Source organism: Micromonospora qiuiae (genome assembly GCF_016863555.1).
GTDB classification, from domain to species: Bacteria; Actinomycetota; Actinomycetes; order Mycobacteriales; family Micromonosporaceae; genus Micromonospora; species Micromonospora qiuiae.
The window spans coordinates 116,485-134,783 of the sequence record NZ_BOPC01000022.1; the positions used below are offsets into that span (position 1 = coordinate 116,485).

General features: G+C 71.2%; 18 protein-coding genes and 1 riboswitch. Of the genes, 7 read left to right on the top strand and 11 right to left on the bottom strand.

The window, feature by feature from the left end; all coding sequences use genetic code 11:
• Positions 1-20: 20 nt before the first annotated feature.
• Positions 21-1,307 (bottom strand): MFS transporter, encoded by a 1,287-nt coding sequence (locus Vqi01_RS08535; RefSeq protein WP_204034081.1) that lies wholly within the window; start codon positions 1,305-1,307, stop codon positions 21-23.
• Positions 1,308-1,347: 40 nt separating this feature from the next.
• Positions 1,348-1,929: an ArsR/SmtB family transcription factor gene (locus Vqi01_RS08540; RefSeq protein ID WP_204034082.1), complete on the bottom strand. Its 582-nt coding sequence runs from the start codon at positions 1,927-1,929 to the stop codon at positions 1,348-1,350.
• 230 nt (positions 1,930-2,159) lie between these two features.
• Here Vqi01_RS08540 and Vqi01_RS08545 point away from each other — a divergent pair, with 230 nt between their 5' ends.
• From Vqi01_RS08545 to Vqi01_RS08560, 4 genes are all read left to right on the top strand, one after another.
• The gene (locus Vqi01_RS08545; RefSeq protein WP_204034134.1) at positions 2,160-4,244 is read left to right on the top strand and encodes a HelD family protein; all 2,085 of its coding nucleotides are present in this window, start codon (positions 2,160-2,162) and stop codon (positions 4,242-4,244) included.
• A 31-nt stretch (positions 4,245-4,275) separates the two neighbouring features.
• On the top strand, positions 4,276-5,202 hold the full coding sequence (locus tag Vqi01_RS08550) for an ABC transporter ATP-binding protein (RefSeq protein ID WP_239098256.1): 927 nt from the start codon (positions 4,276-4,278) through the stop codon (positions 5,200-5,202).
• A gap of 10 nt (positions 5,203-5,212) precedes the next feature.
• A complete protein-coding gene (locus Vqi01_RS08555) occupies positions 5,213-5,950 on the top strand; it encodes an ABC transporter permease (RefSeq protein WP_204034083.1) in 738 nt (245 codons plus the stop codon).
• A 98-nt stretch (positions 5,951-6,048) separates the two neighbouring features.
• The gene (locus tag Vqi01_RS08560; protein ID WP_204034084.1) at positions 6,049-6,813 is read left to right on the top strand and encodes a VOC family protein; all 765 of its coding nucleotides are present in this window, start codon (positions 6,049-6,051) and stop codon (positions 6,811-6,813) included.
• Positions 6,814-6,896: 83 nt separating this feature from the next.
• Here the strand turns inward: Vqi01_RS08560 and Vqi01_RS08565 are convergent, their stop codons facing one another.
• From Vqi01_RS08565 to mqnE, 7 genes are all read right to left on the bottom strand, one after another.
• The gene (locus Vqi01_RS08565; protein ID WP_204034085.1) at positions 6,897-7,736 is read right to left on the bottom strand and encodes an ABC transporter ATP-binding protein; all 840 of its coding nucleotides are present in this window, start codon (positions 7,734-7,736) and stop codon (positions 6,897-6,899) included.
• Complete coding sequence (locus Vqi01_RS08570) at positions 7,733-8,827, bottom strand: FecCD family ABC transporter permease (protein ID WP_204034086.1); 1,095 nt, start codon at positions 8,825-8,827, stop codon at positions 7,733-7,735. Before Vqi01_RS08570 ends, Vqi01_RS08565 begins: the two co-directional genes overlap by 4 nt.
• Positions 8,828-8,915: 88 nt before the next feature.
• Positions 8,916-9,851 (bottom strand): ABC transporter substrate-binding protein, encoded by a 936-nt coding sequence (locus tag Vqi01_RS08575; RefSeq protein WP_204034087.1) that lies wholly within the window; start codon positions 9,849-9,851, stop codon positions 8,916-8,918.
• Positions 9,852-9,960: 109 nt separating this feature from the next.
• Positions 9,961-10,020: riboswitch (cobalamin riboswitch) on the bottom strand.
• Positions 10,021-10,190: 170 nt separating this feature from the next.
• Complete coding sequence (locus Vqi01_RS08580) at positions 10,191-12,068, bottom strand: M14 family metallopeptidase (RefSeq protein WP_204034089.1); 1,878 nt, start codon at positions 12,066-12,068, stop codon at positions 10,191-10,193.
• Positions 12,069-12,243: 175 nt separating this feature from the next.
• Positions 12,244-12,570, bottom strand: a complete 327-nt coding sequence (locus Vqi01_RS08585) for a DUF4229 domain-containing protein (protein WP_204034090.1) — start codon at positions 12,568-12,570, stop codon at positions 12,244-12,246.
• A gap of 84 nt (positions 12,571-12,654) precedes the next feature.
• Complete coding sequence (locus Vqi01_RS08590; protein ID WP_204034091.1) at positions 12,655-13,077, bottom strand: hypothetical protein; 423 nt, start codon at positions 13,075-13,077, stop codon at positions 12,655-12,657.
• Between the two features lie 117 nt (positions 13,078-13,194).
• Positions 13,195-14,364, bottom strand: coding sequence for an aminofutalosine synthase MqnE (gene mqnE, locus Vqi01_RS08595; protein WP_204034092.1), 1,170 nt, complete (start codon positions 14,362-14,364; stop codon positions 13,195-13,197).
• Positions 14,365-14,638: 274 nt separating this feature from the next.
• On the opposite strand from mqnE, the gene Vqi01_RS08600 reads away from it, so the two are divergent.
• A complete protein-coding gene (locus Vqi01_RS08600) occupies positions 14,639-16,189 on the top strand; it encodes a C40 family peptidase (protein WP_204034093.1) in 1,551 nt (516 codons plus the stop codon).
• Positions 16,190-16,376: 187 nt separating this feature from the next.
• Here Vqi01_RS08600 and Vqi01_RS08605 read toward each other — a convergent pair whose 3' ends face one another.
• Positions 16,377-16,580: a hypothetical protein gene (locus tag Vqi01_RS08605; protein ID WP_204034094.1), complete on the bottom strand. Its 204-nt coding sequence runs from the start codon at positions 16,578-16,580 to the stop codon at positions 16,377-16,379.
• 316 nt (positions 16,581-16,896) lie between these two features.
• Between Vqi01_RS08605 and Vqi01_RS08610 the strand changes: the two genes are divergently transcribed.
• A complete protein-coding gene (locus Vqi01_RS08610) occupies positions 16,897-17,103 on the top strand; it encodes a hypothetical protein (protein ID WP_204034095.1) in 207 nt (68 codons plus the stop codon).
• Positions 17,104-17,204: 101 nt separating this feature from the next.
• Here the strand turns inward: Vqi01_RS08610 and Vqi01_RS08615 are convergent, their stop codons facing one another.
• Positions 17,205-17,426, bottom strand: a complete 222-nt coding sequence (locus Vqi01_RS08615; protein WP_204034096.1) for a helix-turn-helix transcriptional regulator — start codon at positions 17,424-17,426, stop codon at positions 17,205-17,207.
• Positions 17,427-17,624: 198 nt separating this feature from the next.
• On the opposite strand from Vqi01_RS08615, the gene Vqi01_RS08620 reads away from it, so the two are divergent.
• Entirely contained in the window at positions 17,625-17,867 is a 243-nt protein-coding gene (locus Vqi01_RS08620) for a flavin reductase (RefSeq protein ID WP_204034097.1), read from the top strand.
• The last annotated feature ends 432 nt before the right edge of the window (positions 17,868-18,299 follow it).

Genomic DNA, 18,299 nt, shown 5'->3' on the forward strand with positions numbered 1-18,299 from the left:
CTCCGCCGCCCGTGACCTGCTCAGCGGGCCGGCACTGAAGTGGCCAACCCCGCAGCCGGCGACATCGCGGCGACACGGCTCCGTTCGAGCCGGATCGCCCGCCGAACCGGCCGGACGAAGCCGAGCAGCACCAGCAGCCCGGCCACCCCGCAGCCGACGATCAGCGGCCGGGGCTCGTTCACCTCCAGCAGCAGCCCGCCGATGAGGTAACCGACCATCGCCGCGCCCTGCACGGCCGCGCCGATCGCGGCGAAAGCGCGTCCGCGTACGGCCTCCGGCACCCGCCGGGCCACCACCACGTTGTGAAAGACGTTGTCGCCGCCATTGCACACGCCGCCGAGCAACCAGATCGGCACCAGCAGCAGCGCCACCGGCACCGTCACCGAGACCAGCACCATCACGCAGCAGCCGGCCAGCAGGAGCAGACCGCCCTGGATCAGGGTGGCGTCGTCGGTGAACCGCCGGGCCAGCCGGGCGAAGATCCAGGCACCGCAGAGCATGCCCAGCGTCCAGGCCCCGGTCACCAGGCCGTAGACGGCGGCGGAGGCGCCGAGGGTCTCCCGGATGTAGAAGACCTCGACAACGTTGATCGCCCCAACCGCCGAAACCACCCCGGCCAGGGTGGCCACCATCGCCACCAGCAGTGGGTCCCGGCGCAACCGCCAGTTGGCCGCGCTCGCATCCGCAACGGCCGGCATCGAGGTGTCAGCCGATACCGATGTGGCAGGCCGGGCGCCGCCCCGACGAGTGCGGATGAGCAGCCCGGCGACCACGAGCGCGAGGTAGCTCACCGCGCCCACCAACAGCGGCACCCGACTGCCGAACCACCCCACCAGGAAACCGGCCAGGGCCGGACCGGCGAGCGCGCCCAGCATGCCGGCGGTCTGGTTGAGCGCGACCGCCCGAGGCAGGTCGACGGGACGCACCATCGCGGGGATCAGGGCGGAGAGCACCGGCTGGGTGACCGCCAGGCCGGTGGCGAGCAGCGCGACCAGGCCGATGACCAGCAGCGGGTGCCCGGCGTACGCCAGGTTGAGGCAGATCACCGACTGGGCCAGGCCGGCACTGGTCAGCAGGATCCGGCTGTCCACCCGATCGGCGAGCCGCCCGGTCAACGGGGCGAACAGCACCAGCGGCAGGGTGGCCGCCAGCAACACCCCGGCGACGGCGATGCCACCGGCACCAGCCGCCTGGAGGGTCAGCGTCAGCGTGCTGGCGGCGAGGAAGTCGCCGCATGTGGCGATGCCCCGGGCGGCGGTGGCGAGGCCGACGTCCGACCAGCGCGATCCGCCAGATATGAAAGACATACTTCGAAAGTAATGCTTCACATCTGGTCGATACAAGCCCTCAGTCCAGCGGCAGCGCCTTGTACTGGATCGCCACCCGGCGGGCACCCGGCGGCGGATCGGTCCGGCTCCGCTTGCGATACGGCCGCAGCACCTCCAGCACCGCGCGGTTCACCTCGGCCAACTCCTCGGCCGTGAGCAGCAGCAACGACTCGCTGAGCATCGAGTTCCGATACCACTCCTCCGGCTCGTCCGGCGCCCGACGCAACCAGTCGCGGCTGCGCTCCAGCTCGCGAGCCAGAAAGACCTCGACGAGGCTCCGCTCGGCCTCGCGGGTCGACGGGGCGGCAGCCTGGCCGGCGTCGATCGTCCACGACTGCACCGTGCTGCGCCACAACCGTTCCCGGGCATCCCCCCGGCTCGGCGCCGCCTCCACCAGCCCGAACCGGGCCAGCGCCCGGAGGTGGTAGCTGGTCGCGCTCGGGGACAACCCCGCCACCTCGGCACACTCGGTGGCGGTCACCGCGCCTTCGGTCGTCGCGAGATGTTCCATGATCGCGAGCCGGGCCGGATGGGCGAGCGCCCGCAGCGTCTGCGGGTCGCTGATCGTCACCCGGGGCAGCTCGGGGTGGGCCTCCGTCATCTCCTCATGATCCCTGCTCAGGAAGAGAATGCGGTTGCCGGCGCCGCTGCGCGGAGTAGGATTCCCCGTCGCCTGACGGCCGCGGTGAGCACGCACCGCAGCGGACGTCCCCGCGCCGGGCGACGGCCAACCGCCCCCGGACACGCGAGCGAACAACAGAAACCTCCGTGAGGAATCGCATCGTGCCCGCACCCGACCTCGACGCCGGTCTCAAGGCCGAACGCGAACACATGGACATCTCCCGCAGGGCGTTACGCCGGATGCGGGAGCGCGCCGAGGCGCTCTTCGTCACCGGTGACAGGGTCGCCGGTGACGCGTACACGGCCGAACAGCTCGGCCGACATCTCGCCCGGCGGGTGGCCGAACTGGTCGACGATCCGCGTACTCCGCTCTTCTTCGGCCGGCTCGACTTCGGCGACGCGGACGCCGACCACGCCGGGCGGCGGTACCACGTCGGCCGCCGGCACGTCACCGACGAGCAGGGCGAACCGCTGGTGCTCGACTGGCGGGCGCCGGTCTCCCGGGCGTTCTACCGGGCCAGCGCCCGCGACCCGCAGGGCCTCGCGGTGCGCCGCCGGTTCGGCTTCAGCGACGAGACGCTGACCAGCTTCGAGGACGAGCGCTTGGATCAGGGCGAGGAACTGGGCACCGCCAGCCGGCTCCTCACCGCGGAGATCGAGCGGCCCCGCGTCGGACCGATGCGCGACATCGTCGCCACCATCCAGCCGGAGCAGGACGAACTGGTCCGCGCCGACCTGGCCGACTCGATCTGCGTGCAGGGGGCGCCGGGCACCGGGAAGACCGCGGTGGGGCTGCACCGGGCCGCGTACCTGCTCTATTCGCACCGGGAACGGCTGCGCCGGTCGAAGGTGCTCATCGTGGGCCCGAACCGGACCTTCCTGGCGTACATCGCGGCGGTGCTGCCCGCCCTCGGCGAGGTGGAGGTCGCGCAGGCCACCGTCGAGGATCTGGTCGACCGGGTCGCGGTGCGGGCGGTGGACCCACCGGCGGTGGCCGTGGTCAAGCACGACGCGCGGATGGCCGAGGTGCTGCGCCGGGCAATGGACGCGTACGTCGGCGAGCCGACCGAAGCGATCGTCGTCTCCGACGGCTCGTTCCGCTGGCGGATCGGGTTGGAGCCGCTGCACCGGCTGGTGCAGCAGACCCGGGCCGAGCAGCTGCCGTACGCCGTGGGCCGGGAGCGGGTCCGGGCCCGGGTGGTCGGCCTGCTGCAACGACAGGCCGAAACCCGGCGGGCGGAGTCGCCGAGCGACGCCTGGCTGCGCCGGATGGGCCGGTCGAAGCCGGTCACCACCTTCCTGGACTCCGTCTGGCCGGCGCTCACCCCGGAGAGCCTGGTGCACGCGCTGTACGCCGACCCCGCCCGGCTCGCCGACGCGGCCGACGGGCTGCTCACCCCGGAGGAACAGGCCCTGCTCACCGGCACGACCGGCACGGACACGGCCGGCGGGGCCACCGGCCGGGCGGATGTCGGCGCGGGCACGGCCGGCAGGGCGAGCGGCGGCACGAAGTTGGGACGGACACCGAAGGCCACCCGGTGGACGATTGCCGACACCGTCCTGATCGACGAGGCGGCCGGGCTGATCGAGCGCCCCGCCGGATACGGGCACGTCGTGGTGGACGAAGCGCAGGACCTCTCCCCGATGCAGTGCCGGGTGATCGCCCGACGCAGCGAGCACGGATCGCTCACCCTGCTCGGTGACCTGGCCCAGGCGACCGCGCCGTGGGCTGCCACCGACTGGCGGGAGACTCTGCGTCATCTGGGCAAGCCGGACGCGGCCGTGGTGCCGTTGACGGTCGGGTTCCGGGTGCCCGCAGCCGTGCTCGCCTTCGCCAACCGGCTGCTGCCGGCGCTCGCCGTCGACGTACCGCCGGCCGAGTCGCTGCGCCGCGACGGCGCGCTCGTGGTGCGTACCGTCACCGATCTTCCGGGGGCGACGGTGGCCGAGGTCCGGGCGGCGCTGGCGCACGAGGGCTCGGTCGGGGTGATCGTCGAGGACGAGGCGGTGGCGCCGTTGCGGGCGGCGCTGACGGCGGCGGGCGTCGAGACCGCGACCGCCGACGACCTGCGGCCCGCGGCGCGGGTCGCGGTGCTGCCGGCCACCCTGGTGAAGGGCCTGGAGTACGACCACGTCATCGTCGTCGAGCCAGCCGCTATCGTGTCGGCCGAGCCGCGCGGGCTGCACCGGCTGTACGTGGTGCTCACCCGCGCCGTGTCCCGGCTGTCGGTGCTGCACGCCGAGCCGCTGCCCGCACCGCTGCTCGACCGGTCCCCGCTTGCGCCCACCGGGTAGACCGGTACTGAACAACTGAAAGGAGGCGCCGGTGACCCTCGCCAGAGCTGACCGGGTCAGCCGCCGCTACGGCAGCACCCTCGCGCTGAACCAGGTCGACCTCGACGTGCGGGCGGGAGAGGTGGTCGGCCTGCTGGGGCCGAACGGCGCCGGGAAGAGCACGCTGATCAACCTGCTGGTCGGGCTACGTCGCCCGACCTCCGGGCGGGTGGAGCTTTTCGGCGGTGACCCGCGTGACCCGACGAGACGGCGTCGCCTCGGCGTCACCCCGCAGGAGACCGGGCTGCCCGGCACGCTGCGGGTCGGTGAGGTGGTCGACTTTGTCTCCGCCCACTACCCGGATCCGATCCCGCGCGGCGAACTGCTGGACCGGTTCGGCCTCGGCGAGCTGGTGCGTCGGCAGACGGGCGGTCTCTCGGGCGGGCAGAAGCGCCGGCTCGCGGTGGCGCTGGCCTTCGTCGGTCGACCCGGGCTGGTGGTGCTCGACGAGCCGACCACCGGCCTGGACGTGGAGGCCCGGCACGCCCTGTGGGAGGCGATCCGGACGTTCCACGCCGACGGCGGCACGGTGCTGCTGAGCAGCCACTACCTGGAGGAGGTGGAGGCGCTGGCCCAGCGGGTGGTGGTGATCGGCCACGGCCGCGTGCTGGCCGACGACAGCGTCGACGCGATCCGGGCGGTCGTCGGCGTACGCCGGGTCAGCCTCACGGCCGACGACCTGCCGCCGCTGCCCGGTGTGATCCGCACCGAGCGGGTCGACGGTCGTACCCATCTGCTCACCTCCGACGCCGACCAACTGGTCCGGGACCTGGTCACCAGCGGGATCGAGTTCCGCGACCTGGAGGTGAGGCCGACCTCGCTGGAGGAGGCGTTCCTCGCCATCACCACCGCCGGCACCGCCGATACTGCCGACACCGCCGATACTGCCGACACCGCCGCCGCGCCGGCATCCGCCTGAGGAGATCGCCGTGCCACTCGCCCTGACCCATGCCCGCTACCAACTGCTGGAGACGGTCCGCATCCCGATCGCGATCTTCGGCAGCGCGTTCTTCCCGGCCGCCGCGATGCTCTTCTTCGTGGTGCCGTTCGGCGGCAAGGATCCGGTCGGCGCTACCTTCGCCACCGCCTCGATGGTCACCTTCTCGGTGATGAGCGCCAACATCTTCCAGTACGGCATCGGCGTCGCCGAGGATCGGGCGCAGCCCTGGGATCCGTTCACCCGTACGCTTCCCGCCGGGCCGGCGCCGCGCTTCGCCGGCCGGATCTCGGCCGGCCTGGTCATCACGTACCTGTCGCTGATTCCCGTGGTGGTCATCGCGGCGACGCTGACCGAGGCCCGGATCGCCCCGGGGGCGTTTCTGCTGGCACTGGCCACCGTGGGGCTGATCTCGGTGCCGTTCACGCTGATGGGGTTGAGCATCGGGTACGCGCTGCCGAGCAAGGCGGCGATCGTGGTGGCCCAGCTCGTCTTCTTCCCGCTCGCCTTCGGCGGCGGACTGCTCTCGGCTCCGGGTGCCGCACCCGGCTTCATCGAGTCGATCGCGCCGTACCTGCCCACCCGAGGCGCCGTGGAGTTGATGTGGGCCGCTGTCGGCGATCACTCGGTCAACCCGTGGTCGCTGGTCATGCTCGGTGTCTGGGTCGTGGTGCTGGCCGCACTCGCCGCCTGGGCGTATCGGCGGGACGAGGGTCGCCGGTTCAGCTGACGTTCGCCCCATTTGCCCCCCGGGCGACGGGCACGCGGTGCCACGATGCCGGGGAGGGTGGCCGGACGGTGGCCGCCCGAGGTCGGAAAGGGGTGGCCGTGGCCAGCGTCCCGTCGGGCACGCCCTGCTGGGCCGACCTGGCCACACCCGGCCTGGACGCGGCACGGCGGTTCTATCCGGAGCTGTTCGGCTGGACCGGTCGGGTGGAGCCGGAACCTGAGGCGGGCGGGTACACGGTCTTCCTGCTGGGCGGCCGGGCCGTCGCCGGAGTCGGCCCGCCAGCCGTGCCGGAGCAGGTGCCGATCTGGTCGACGTACGTCGCCACCGACGACGCCGACCTGGTCACCAGTCGGGTGGAACGGGCGGGCGGGCAGGTGGTGGTGCCCCCGCTGGAGGTCTTCGACCGGGGCCGGATGGCGGTCTTCACCGACCCGGCCGGCGCTGCGTTCAGCGTCTGGCAGCCGATGACCTTCGCCGGTGCCGAGGTCTTCGACGTCCCCGGCGCGATGAGCTGGACCGAGTTGGTCACTCCCGACCCCGAGGGGGCACGGGCCTTCTACGAGCTGGTCTTCGGGTGGCAGCCCGAGGAGGAGCCGATGGGGCAGGTCGCGTACACCGGGTGGCGGCTCGGCGACCGGATGGTGGCCGGGATGATGCCGCCGCTGAGCGACGAGTTCCCGGCGGACTCACCGGCCTACTGGACCGTGTACTTCTCGGTTGCCGACGCCGACGCCACCGCGGCGCACGCCGCCGAACTCGGCGGCACCATTCTGGTCCCGCCCAGGGACGTCCCCGCCGGTCGCATCGCCGCCCTCCGCGACCCCGACGGCGCCCTCTTCTCCCTCATCGCCCTCACCCCCTGACCGCGCCGATCTTGCACTTTTGGTCGCTTGTTTGCCCCGTTTCAAGTCTTATGTGGAGGCAGAAACTGCAAGATCGCGAGGGTTCAGGGGTGGCGGCCAGGGCGGGTGGGGAGGACGAGGGGACCGTGGGGGGTGGGGATGACCTTCACGTGAGCGCGGTAGTGGCGGGAGAGCAACTGCTCGGTGAGGACCTCACGGGGAGGGCCGGCGGCGGCGACCCGGCCGGCGGCGAGCAGCACCATCCGATCTGCGTACTCGCCGGCGATCGAGAGGTCGTGCATGGTGGCCAGCACGGTCAGGCCGTGCTGGCCGCGCAACCGGTCAACCAGTTCGAGGACCTCCTGTTGATGACCGATGTCCAGCGCGCTGGTGGGCTCGTCGAGCAGGAGCAGGGTGGCGCCCTGCGCAAGCGCCCGCGCCAGGAAGACCCGTTGCCGTTCCCCGCCGGAGAGGGTGGCCAGCTCGCGGGTGCGGAAATCGATCAGATCCAACCGGCCCAGCACCTCGTCCACGACGGCCAGGTCGGCGGCGGATTCCCGGCCGAGCGGCGGGATGTACGGGGTACGCCCGAGCAGCACATAGTCCAGCACCGCCATCCCGGGCGGCACCACCGGGGACTGGGCGACCGTGGCCACCACCCGCGCCCGCTCCCGGCGACGCAGGGCCCCCAGGGGCGTACCGAAGATCCGGACGGCATCCGGCGCGGGGAGCAGCCCACCGACGGCGCGCAGCAGGGTCGACTTGCCGGCGCCGTTGGGGCCGATCACGGTGACCCACTCGCCCGCTGCCACGGTCAGGTCGACGCCGGTGAGGATCGGTACGCCGTCCAGCCGAACGTGCAGATCACGTACCTCCACGGCCGGCGGCGCCCCGATCTTGGCGGCTTCGGTCCCGGTCCCCGGGCCGGGTGGCGTCGGGATCATGTCAACACCCGCCGGGCGGTGCGCAGCACCAGGACGAAGAAGGGGCCGCCGAGCAGCGCGGTGACCACCCCGATGGGAATCTCCTGCGGTGCGGCGACGGTCCGCGCCACCACGTCGGTCAGGGCCAGGAAGGCACCTCCGAACAGCAGCGACAGCGGGAGGATGACCCGGTAGCTCGACCCGGCGAGCAGCCGGACGGTGTGCGGCACGATGATGCCGACGAAGCCGATCAGGCCGGAGGCGGAGACCGCGGCGGCGGTGCCCAGCGAGGCCGCGGCGATCAGCAGGTACCGCGACCGCTGCGGGTGCAGGCCCAGGCTGCCCGCCTCGTCGTCGCCGACCGAGAGCACGTCCAACTCACGCCGATGCAGCAGGACGACCAGGCTGGTGACCAGGAAGTACGGCAGCACCAGCCGGACGTCCTGCCAGCCGGCGGTGGCCAGCCGACCGAGCAGCCAGGAGTACACCGCCTGGATGCTCTCCGCGTGACGTTGCAGCAGGTACGTCTGCCCGGCGGAAAGGAACGCGGAGACGGCCACCCCGGCCAGGATCAGCGTGGCCGGCGAGCGGCTGCGTCCGCCGGCCGCCCCGAGCAGGTACGTCATCGTGACCGCGCCGAGCGATCCGACGAAGGCGGCCAGCGGGATGGTGACCGGCAGCCCACTCAGCGCCCCGCCCGACCCGACGCCGAGGGTCAGCACCACGGTGACCGCGAGCCCGGCCCCGGCGGCTACGCCGAGCAGGTACGGGTCGGCCAGCGGGTTACGGAACACCCCCTGGTACGCGCCGCCGGCGAGGGCGAGCAGCCCACCGACCAGCAGGCCCAGCACCACCCGGGGCAGCCGCAACTCGGTGACGATGGCGATCTCCCGCTCGGTCAGCCCGCTGTCCAGGCGTACCCCGGGCAGTAGGTTGAGCAGTTCGATCGCGACGCTGCCGGGCGGCAGGCTGACCGGGCCGAGCGAAACGCCGGCCACCAGGGCGACGAGCACCGCGAACGCACCGACCGCAAGCCAACGCTTCCGCAGCCCCGCCGGCCGCACGATCACGGCCGGCGGGAAGGAAGGGCCCCTTTTTAACGCCTGGTGCATGGAAAGGGCCCCTTATTAACGGCAACCGACGCGCAACGAGCAGCCGGCACGCAACGAACGGCAACCGGCACGCGACGGCTGCCGTCGGTCACTCGGACGCCTTGGCGGTGGCGTCCACGATGGTCCGCAGCAGGTCCACCACGCGTGGCCCCCAGCGGGATGCCACATCGTCGTCGAGCTCCACGATCTGGTCGTTCCGGACCGCGTTGATGCCGGACCAACCGCTGCGCGCCTTGACCGTCGCGGTGCTCTGCTGGCAGCACTTGACGTCGGAGAGGAAGACGAAGTCCGGGTTGGCCTGGACGATCACCTCCTGGGAGAGCTGGGGGTAACCGCCACTCTTGCCGTCGGCGTCGGCCGCGTCGGCGATGTTCTCCAGGCCGGCGAGAGCGTAGATCGAGCCGATGAAGGTCTTACTGGTCGCGGTGTACAGCTCCGGGCCCAGCTCGTGGAAGTAGGTGAGTGCCTTGTCCCGCTGCGGCGCCTCGGCGACCAGCTTCGCGATGTCGTCCTTCATCCGCTGGACGACGTCCTCCGCCTCGGTGGCGTTGCCGGTGAGCGTGCCCAATTCGGTGAGCTGCCGGTACGAGTCGTCGAGCGTCTGCGCCGCCGGAGTCTGGTAGACCGGAATCTTCAGCGCGCCGAGCTGCTCGACGATCTTGTTGCGATCGTCGCTGAGCACCACCAGGTCGGGGTCCTTCGCAGCGATCGCCTCCGCGTTGGGCTGGTAGCCGGAGAGGTCGGTCCTGGGCGCGTCCGCGGGGAAGTTCGACTGGTCGTCGACGGCGATGACCTGCGGACCGGCGCCGATCGCGAAGAGCATCTCGGTGGCCGTCGGCGCCAGCGAGACGATCTTCTCGGGGCGCTGCTCCAGGGTCAGCGACCCGACGGTCACGGGGAAGGCGGCGGCGGTCGGGCTGCCACTGGCGGCGGGTGTCTCGGTGGTCCGCTCGACGCAGGCACCGAGGGCGAGCGCGGCCACCGCGAGGGTGGCGGCGAAGATCCGGGGGGTACGTCTGGACATCGGTCCTCCTGTCGGTCGAGGAGTGCGGTGCTTCGCCGACAGGGAGCCTGTGCGCCCGTCCGCGAGGCGCCCTTCCTCGAGAGCGCGAGTCGCGACCCGCCCCAGGCGACCTGGCTCGTCCCCCGTTGGGGGCATCACAGTTGCGGGACAGCGCCGGTTTCGCACCGGCTTCGCTGCGGCGGGTCGGTAAGACCGTAGCGCACGCCGGGACCGCGGCCCGGCGAGCGGGCCACGGTCCCGGCGCAACGGTGCCCGGAGGAGGACCAAGGGAAACCCTTTGTCCGTTTGGCCCCCGGGGGCGGGGCCCCGCGCGAGGGGGTGTGGCGGGGCCCCGCCGGCTCAGGAGGCGGTGATGGTGACGTTGTCCACAGCCGCCTCGACCAGGCTGGCGGTGGAGGCGTCGGCGGCCTCCACCAGGATCCGGATGGACTGCCCGGCGTACGGGGTGAGGTTCAGGTTGGACACCGTCCACGCACCGTTGCGGTTGCTGGCCGCGCCGGCCTGGGTGAGCAGTGCCGTGGTGCCGCCGCTGTGCACCACACTGACTCGGAAGTAGTCGGCCGATGACGAGTTCGAGCCGTGCGCCAGGTACCAGGCCAGGGAGAGCGTCAACGCGCCACTGGACGGCAGCGTGATCGCCGGGGACCGGGCGCTGGTGACGCCGCCGTCCACGTCGTGGTCACCCGCCGCGGCGCCGGCGAGCCGGCCGGTCACCAGGTCGTTGCTGCCGGCGTACGGGGTGAGTTGCTTGGCCCCGCTGGAGTTGGTGGCCTGCGCGGCGCCCCGCTCCCACTGACCCGAGGTCGCGGTGTCGGTGCCGTTGGGGTTGATCGTCCAGCCGGTCGCGGTCTCGAAGGTGTCCGACCAGACCGTGGTCCCGTCGCCACCGCCGCAGTACTGAGCCTGCTTGCCGATCGCCCGGTACGGGCAGTCGGCGTACTCGGCGAGGATGAGCACCGCCTCGCGGTTGCGCGAGGTCTCACGCGGGATCACCTCGTCGGGCGGGTAGAAACCGCCGCCGGAGGCCGAGCGCGGATACAGCTCGAAGGTGTACGCCCAGATGCCGTGCGTCGCCCACATCCAGTCGATGCTGCTGCCGTCGGTGATGTAGAGGTCGCTGGACTGCTGCGGGGTGAAGCCGTTGGTGGCCGCCATCTGCCGCCCGAGGGTGGCGAAGGTGTTGTACTGGTCGGCGGTCATCCCCGGGGCGGTGTCGTTGTAGGTGTAGCCGTACGGCCAGAGCACCAGCTCGGAGTAGGTGTGGAAGTCGATGTTCGCCTTGATCTGCTGCACGCCGCCGACCACCCGGCTGTTGACGAAGTTGCGCAGCGCCTGCGTCTCGGGTGCGGAAAACGCCGACGGGCCCCGGTAGGTCTCCGAGGAGGTCGAGCCGGACGAGCCGCCGCAGCACCCGAAGTTGTAGCCCCAGTTCCGGTTCAGGTCGGTGCCGACGTACGACGATCCGCTGTTGGGTTGGCGGTTCTTGCGCCAGGACCGGTAGGAGCCGGTGGCGATGTCGTACTCGCTGCCGTCCGGGTTGACGGTCGGCACGATCCAGATCTCCCGGTTGTTGACCAGGCTGGTGATCCGGGAGTCGGAGCCGTAGTTGTCGGTGAAGAGGTTGAGCAGGTAGATCGCCATCTCGACGGTCAGGTGCTCGCGGGCGTGCTGCTGTGCGTTGAACAGGATCTCCGGCTCGTTCTCGTCGGTGGCGACGTTGTCGGAGATCTTCACCGCCACCAGGTCACGGCCCTCGTACGACCTGCCGATACTGATCTTGCGGGCGATCGACGGGTGGTCCGCGACGACCTGGTTGACCACGGCCATCATCTCGGCGTAGTCGTGGTAGTTCGCGTCGGCAGGCGGAAACGCCAGGGTGCCGACCGCCCCGTGGGCGTGGCCCCGGTCGGTCGGCAACGCGGCGACCTCCTCCAGCCGGAATCCGAGCCGGGTGATGGCGGCGGCCTCGGCGCGGGTGGCCGAGACGTGCAGCACACCGTGCTCGGAGTAGTCGATCGAGGCGCCGGTACGGGCGACCGCGGTTCGGTCGGCGAGCGTCCTCGGACCGAGCACCCGGTAGGGCGCGGCGGCCGGCTGCTCGTTTCGGTCGGGGGCGGGCCGGGCGGAGACCGGTGGCGCGGAGACGGCGAGCAGGCCGAGCCCGGCGGCCACGATGAGCGCCAGTGTGCGGCGGACGGGGATTGTGCGGAAGGCCATGGACAACCTCCTCGAGGCGCGGGGGGTTCCCGCTCGGTGGTGGACAGCCCACCACCGGTCACATGGTCATATCAATATCGATCGTTCTTGGGGTCATCCCAGTCGGATCGTCCCGTCGGCGACATGGTTCCCCGGCCCGCTCTTGCGCGGAGCCGGGCACCGCGAGCCGGACGGCTCACGCCGAGGGGCCGCGCCCCTGCTGGGAGGAGCCGCCGGGCTGGTCGGCCTGCTCTTCGGTCGCCTGCTCCTCGGTCGCCTGCTCCTCGCCGGCCAGGGCGGCCCGCAGCCGCTCCTTTTCCGAGCGACGGCGTACGGCGGCAACGGCCATCTCCTCGGCCATCTCGTCGCGCCAGCGCTTGAGCAGGAAGAACGAGAGCGCAGCGGAGAACAGCAGCGCCACCATCAGCTTCAGGAAGATGTTCATGTCGACCGGCCAGAGGGCTGCCACCACGATCACGAACAGCCCAATCCGGCCCAGCGTGTACTTGACCGCCGCGCTCATGCTGTCGCCTCGCTCACGTCGTCACTCCATTTTCCGCCGTCCAGCCGACGGCGCTCTTCATCCTGCCGTGCCGGCCCACCGGGCTCAGCCCGTCCGCCGAACCAGCCAGCGGACGCCAGGGAACCAGATCATCGCGTACACCACGGTGAACGTCGCCGCCGCCACCCCGCCGGACAGCAGCGGCGGCAGCCCGGCGGTCAGGCCGGCCAACGCCAGCCCGGAGACCCCCGCCACCGCGAGGGCGACCAGTGCGGCCACCACCCGGGCGGCGCCGAACTCCCAGGCGCGGAAATCCTCCAGGAACAGCCAGGCGGGCAGAATCACCGCCAACCAGCCGTTGGCCTGACCGACGTCACCGGCCCCGAACGAGGCGAAGACCGCGTCGAAGAGCACCAGCACCAGCAGCCCGATGACCACCCCGGCGAGCCCGACGCCGAGCAGGTCGCCCAGGGCACGGATGCGACCGTCGGCGTCCCGGCGGGGAAACGCGCTCTGCTGCTCACTCATCCCTGACGAGGGTACGCGAACCTTCGGCGGCACCGGTTCGCCGGCCGGTCAGCCGGACGACAGGTCCTGCCGCCGCGCCATCGTCCGCAGCCCCACGCGGTCCGCCGAAGGGATCGCTCAGGCCCATACCTGCTGCGGCTCGGCCCGGCGCTGCGCCAGGCTCGGCGCGGCATCGTACTCGCGAACCACCTCGTAGCGGGTGTTCCGCTCGACGGGGCGGAATCCGGCATCCCAGATCAGGTGCAGCAGGTCGTCCCGGTGCATGGTGCTCGGCGTCCCGTACGCGTCGGCGTCGTGGGTGATCTTGTATTCCACCACCGAGCCGTCCAGGTCGTCCACGCCGAAGTTCAGTGACAGCTGGGCCACCGAGAGCCCGTGCATCACCCAGAAGCACTTGACGTGCGGCACGTTGTCGAAGAGCAGCCGGGACACCGCGAAGGTCTTCAACGACTCGGCCGGCGAGGCCATCGTCGTCCGGGCCTGGATCCGGTTACGGATCTTGCCGTCCGCCGAGTCGACGAAGTCGTGCTGATAGCGCAGCGGAATGAAGACCACGAAGCCACCGGTCTCATCCTGCAACTCACGCAGTCGCAGCACGTGGTCGACCCGGTGCCGGGGTTCCTCGATGTGGCCGTAGAGCATGGTTGACGGGGTCTTCATGCCCTTGCTGTGGGCCAGCCGGTGAATGCGCGACCAGTCCTCCCAGTGGCAGGCGTGGTCGACGATGTGCTGGCGGATCTCCCAGTCGAAGATCTCCGCACCGCCCCCGGTCAGCGACTCCAGGCCGGCGTCCATCAACTCGTCGAGGATCTCGTCGGCGCCCAGTCCGCTGATCTTCTCGAACCACTGCACCTCGGTCGCGGTGAATGCCTTGAGCTTGACGTTCGGCAGGGCCGCCTTCAGCTCGCGCAGCACCTTCGGGTAGTAACGCCAGGGCAGCGTGGGATGCAGTCCGTTGACGATGTGCAGCTCGGTGAGCTGCTCGTCCTCCATCTCCTTGGCCTTGCGGACCGCCTCGTCGATGCGCATCGTGTACGCGTCCTTCTCGCCCGGCTTGCGCTGGAAGGAGCAGTACGCGCAGCTCGCGCTGCACACGTTGGTCAGGTTCAGGTGCCGGTTGACGTTGAACATGACCCGGTCGCCGTTGAGTTCGGTACGCCTGTGGTGGGCCAGCCGACCCAGCCAGCTCAGGTCGTCGCTGGCGTAGAGGGCGATCCCGTCCTCACGGGTCAGTCGCTCCCCGGCGTACACCTTCGCTTCGAGCTCGCGCTTGAGTCCGGCGTCCATCGAAAGCCCCGTCCTTCCCTGCGGTCGCGACCGGGTCCCGGTCACCAACCGAGCCTACGTCGGGCGCAGCGGCAGCTCACAGCGCGGTCCGTCGACGGTGGGCAAGGACGGGTCAACGTTGCGGAGAGCTCAGGCAACTCTCAGCTGCTGTTGCCCCTCCGGACATCGACACCGTGGGGGCGGGTGGGGTAAGACAGAGTGGGGCACGGCACTCTCGTCGCCCGAACAGCCGCGTTCATCACGACGGGGCACAACGCGCCGGACGGGAGGCGGAATGGTCGACAGGGGACACGGGCGACGGCGGCGGAGGGTTCCGGTGGTCTCGCCGGTGCTGCGACCGATGCTCTGGTCTGCCCTGGTCAGCGCCGTCGCCAGCGCCGTCCTCGCCGCCCCGGCGTACGCCGAGCCCGGCGTGCCCGTCACGGTCCCCGACACCGGTTCCCGCCCGGTGTTGACCGGCCCGCTCCAGCTGCCCGGCGGCGCACCCGCCGCCGGCGCCCCGAGCGCGGTGAGCGTCCCCACCGGCGCCAGTGCGCTCGAAACCCAGATCCTCGCCGCCGAGGCCCGGGTCGGCGAGCTGGGCACCCGCCTGCTCGAGCTGGAGCAGCAGCGCGTCGAGGCGGAGGGCCAACTCCGCACCGCCGAGCGCGACCTGGAGTTCGCCCGAGCCGCGCTCACCCAGGCCCAGCAGCGCGCCGACCAGGCCGCCGCCGAGGCGATCAAGGTCGATGCCGCCCTGCCGCCCGGCGACTTCGCCGCCGACCTGCGGCATCTGGACCTGCTCCGCCGGGTCAACCTCGGTGAGCGGGTCGAGGGTGCCACCGGTCCGGCCGCCGGTGAGCTGGCTCGCGCCCGCACCGACGAGCAGGTGGCGACTCAGGCGCACGCGGCGGCCGAGTCCCGGCTGCGGGGCGTCCAGGAGCAGTACGCCGCCACTCAGAAGGCGCTGCGGGACGAAGAGGCGAAGCTGCTCAAGCTGCGCGAGGACAACGCCGCGCAACTGGTCGAGCTGGCCCGCCAGCAGGAGCGTGCCGAGCAGCAGATCGGTGCCGGCTATGTCAACCAGCCGACGAACGGGCTGGCCGCACATCCCACCGCGCTGGCCGCGGTCGCGTACGCCCACAAGCAGCTCGGCGACAGGTACGTCTGGGCCACCGAAGGCCCGGACACGTTCGACTGCTCGGGGCTGATGTTTGCGGCGTACCGTTCGGCGGGCTACTACCAGCTGCCGCGCATCTCCCGCGACCAGTACCGCGCGACCCGGTCCCGGACCGTGCCCCGGACCGCCCTGCTCCCCGGTGACCTGCTCTTCTTCGCCTCCGGCAGCAGTTGGACGAGCATCCACCACGTCGGGATGTACATCGGCGGCGGCAAGATGATCCACGCACCGAACAGCAGGGAAGTGGTGAAGATCTCGACCCCCAGTTGGTCCCGGCTCTACGCCGCGACCCGGGTGGTCGGAGCGGTGCCCGCCCCGTCGGCCTCGCCCACGCCATCGAAGCCTCCGACGGCCAAGCCGACTCCGACGCCGAGCACCACGCCGAAGCCGACGCCGACCACACCGAAGCCGAAGCCGAAGCCGAAGCCGACCACACCGACTCCGAGCCCGACCGGCTCCACCACGCCCACCCCGAGCCCGACTCCGAGCCGCACCACCGCACCCGCCCCGAGTCCGACCCGCACCCCCCCGCCGGTCCCGAGCCCGTCGGACGACGAGCCGCCGGGCAACGATGACAGCAGCACCGCACCGACCACGGCGGCGAGCAGCCGCACTCCTGACGAGAGCAGCCCGTCGGTCACCACGTCCACTCTCGGCGGTTCCTGACCGGCCGCGGCCTCGATCGCCTTCCCGGGCTGGGGCGGCCGCCGACCGAGACCGACGGGATACACCCGGGAGCACTGTGGACATCGTCGCAATACGTCCATGGGTGGCGATACGGACGCTGTTTGTTCTGCCCGACACCCTCCGGGCGACCCCAGCCCCCGCCAGGGATCGCCCGGAGGCGAGGGTGTCAGGCGTCCGACTGCATGACGAAATTGAACGCCGTGATCATCAAAGCCAGCGTGCCGCCGAACGCCGCGCCGAAAGTGAGGAGCGCCTTACCGACGCGAGGATCGGCCGACCAGACCGACCAGCTAGCGGCCAGACCGATGAGGCAGGCGGCCAGGATTGCGGAGACCAAGAGCAGAACCCGGGTCGTGACGTCGCTACCCACTGAGGGGGTACCCCTTTCGAGACAGAATCCTCCCTTGTGGAGGAGGTACTGCCACGCGCGCTCCGCCTTGCTTCGCAAGATGTCAGCCCGGTCTTGGCCATGTCAAGGATTTCTGGATATAGCCCCCCCGGGTTGGTTTCATGTCCCGCTTTGTCCGCGCCGTTACCCCCTCGCCGTCGGCCAGAACCTTCCGTCTGAACTGGAGGGGGTACTCCTGTTCGGGGCATGCCGACCTACCCCCCACCCCCACGTCCTCGGGTGGACCGCACCCGCTCGGGGCGTCCGCGCGACCCACACCGGTTAGGCGTTCGCGCCCATGACGAACTGGAACGCGGCGAAGATCAGCAGGAGGGTTCCGCCGAAACCGGCACCCCCCGCGAGGACAGCCGGCCCGCTTTTACGGTGGCTGAACCAGGAGATCAAGGTCGAGCGCTGGACCTACCCGGGCACCCCGATGCCGGACGGCTCGGCGATCTACCACGACAAAAAGGGCAACCGGAAGGTTGCCGAGAAGGGTAAGTGAAGCCCGGCCTGACCGGTTTTCCGGAGGCCACGAGGGGCCGGCGGGTGCTACGGCACCCGCCGGCCTCCATCCGTTTGTCCCCGTGGCTCCGGGAGGGCTCGTCAGCCCTGCTCGTCGTCGTCTGCGGGCGGGCGTGGCTGCCGGTACTCGGCGATCCAGGCTTCGACCTCGGATTTCAGCCAGACGGAGCCGCCCATGAGGGTCTGAAACGGCTTGGGAAAGGCGGGATGCCAGACGAGCTGGCGGAACCGTGACCGCCCGACGCCAAGCATTTGCTGAATCTCGCCCGGACCGACCAGCGGGCCGGGTACCTCATCGCCCATATCCGTGAAGGTAGACACGGCCGTGCCTACCCAAATCGGCGTTCCCTATGCGGCTGCCATATCTGGCGGCACAAAGGGGCCTGCCACAATTGACAGGGAGGCAAGCGCCGGGTTGAGATCGGAGTAGGCCCCCCGCCTGCTGGAGGCGGAGCCCGGTGGGTGGGGGTGCCGCCCCCGTCCGCCCGGGAGGAGCCCAAGATGCAAAATCACGTAGCCGTCAAGCCGTTCTGGTTCTGTGCCGCCTGTGCCAACCCCTGGCCCTGCGATGTCGCGCGCCCCCACATCGCCGCTGAGTACGTCGGTCGGGGCAAGCTCTTCGCTGTCGACATGGCCGAGCTGCTTTGGGAGGCGACAGGCGACTTGGAGCGGCTCGGAGCCAAGCCCGACGGCTTCGAGCTGTACTGCCGATTCCTGGGCTGGATCCGGTCGGTGACCCAATGAGACACGTCGACACCTTCTTATTGGCGTTCGCCGTGGCCGCCCAGATGGTCGCCGCATTGGCCGCCTGGCAGGGTGGCCGCTACAGAGGTCGCGACGCGCCTGAGCCCACACGCCGAGCCCTCGATCTGTCAGGTCGAGGGCTCCGCTGTAAGGAGGCACCCCCCACGGGAGCACTGTGGGCACTCCGGGTGTGCGACGCCGTCGGCATGTGGCACGGTGTCAATCAGGCACTCCCCGGTCCGGCGGTACGGGTCCGGGTGCGAGCGTGGCGCGGAGGCGAGGATGACCGAGCACGAGACTCCGGCGGGCTACCGTGGATCGGCTCCCGCCCCGACTGACGAACGCTCCCCGGTGAAGGCGGCGACGGGAAGCCAACCGGCGGTGGGCCGGGCCGGTGTCCGCCGGGCCGCGACACCCGACGACGGCACGGCA

Coding starts and splice junctions, on each gene's coding strand:
- Vqi01_RS08620 (WP_204034097.1), top strand. CDS start 17,625: ATGCAAAATCACGTAGCCGTCAAGCCGTTCTGGTTCTGTGCCGCCTGT.
- Vqi01_RS08615 (WP_204034096.1), bottom strand. CDS start 17,426: ATGGGCGATGAGGTACCCGGCCCGCTGGTCGGTCCGGGCGAGATTCAG.
- Vqi01_RS08580 (WP_204034089.1), bottom strand. CDS start 12,068: ATGGCCTTCCGCACAATCCCCGTCCGCCGCACACTGGCGCTCATCGTG.
- mqnE (WP_204034092.1), bottom strand. CDS start 14,364: ATGGACGCCGGACTCAAGCGCGAGCTCGAAGCGAAGGTGTACGCCGGG.
- Vqi01_RS08575 (WP_204034087.1), bottom strand. CDS start 9,851: ATGTCCAGACGTACCCCCCGGATCTTCGCCGCCACCCTCGCGGTGGCC.
- Vqi01_RS08545 (WP_204034134.1), top strand. CDS start 2,160: ATGGACATCTCCCGCAGGGCGTTACGCCGGATGCGGGAGCGCGCCGAG.
- Vqi01_RS08585 (WP_204034090.1), bottom strand. CDS start 12,570: ATGAGCGCGGCGGTCAAGTACACGCTGGGCCGGATTGGGCTGTTCGTG.
- Vqi01_RS08540 (WP_204034082.1), bottom strand. CDS start 1,929: ATGACGGAGGCCCACCCCGAGCTGCCCCGGGTGACGATCAGCGACCCG.
- Vqi01_RS08600 (WP_204034093.1), top strand. CDS start 14,639: ATGGTCGACAGGGGACACGGGCGACGGCGGCGGAGGGTTCCGGTGGTC.
- Vqi01_RS08590 (WP_204034091.1), bottom strand. CDS start 13,077: ATGAGTGAGCAGCAGAGCGCGTTTCCCCGCCGGGACGCCGACGGTCGC.
- Vqi01_RS08610 (WP_204034095.1), top strand. CDS start 16,897: ATGACGAACTGGAACGCGGCGAAGATCAGCAGGAGGGTTCCGCCGAAA.
- Vqi01_RS08565 (WP_204034085.1), bottom strand. CDS start 7,736: ATGATCCCGACGCCACCCGGCCCGGGGACCGGGACCGAAGCCGCCAAG.
- Vqi01_RS08535 (WP_204034081.1), bottom strand. CDS start 1,307: ATGTCTTTCATATCTGGCGGATCGCGCTGGTCGGACGTCGGCCTCGCC.
- Vqi01_RS08570 (WP_204034086.1), bottom strand. CDS start 8,827: ATGCACCAGGCGTTAAAAAGGGGCCCTTCCTTCCCGCCGGCCGTGATC.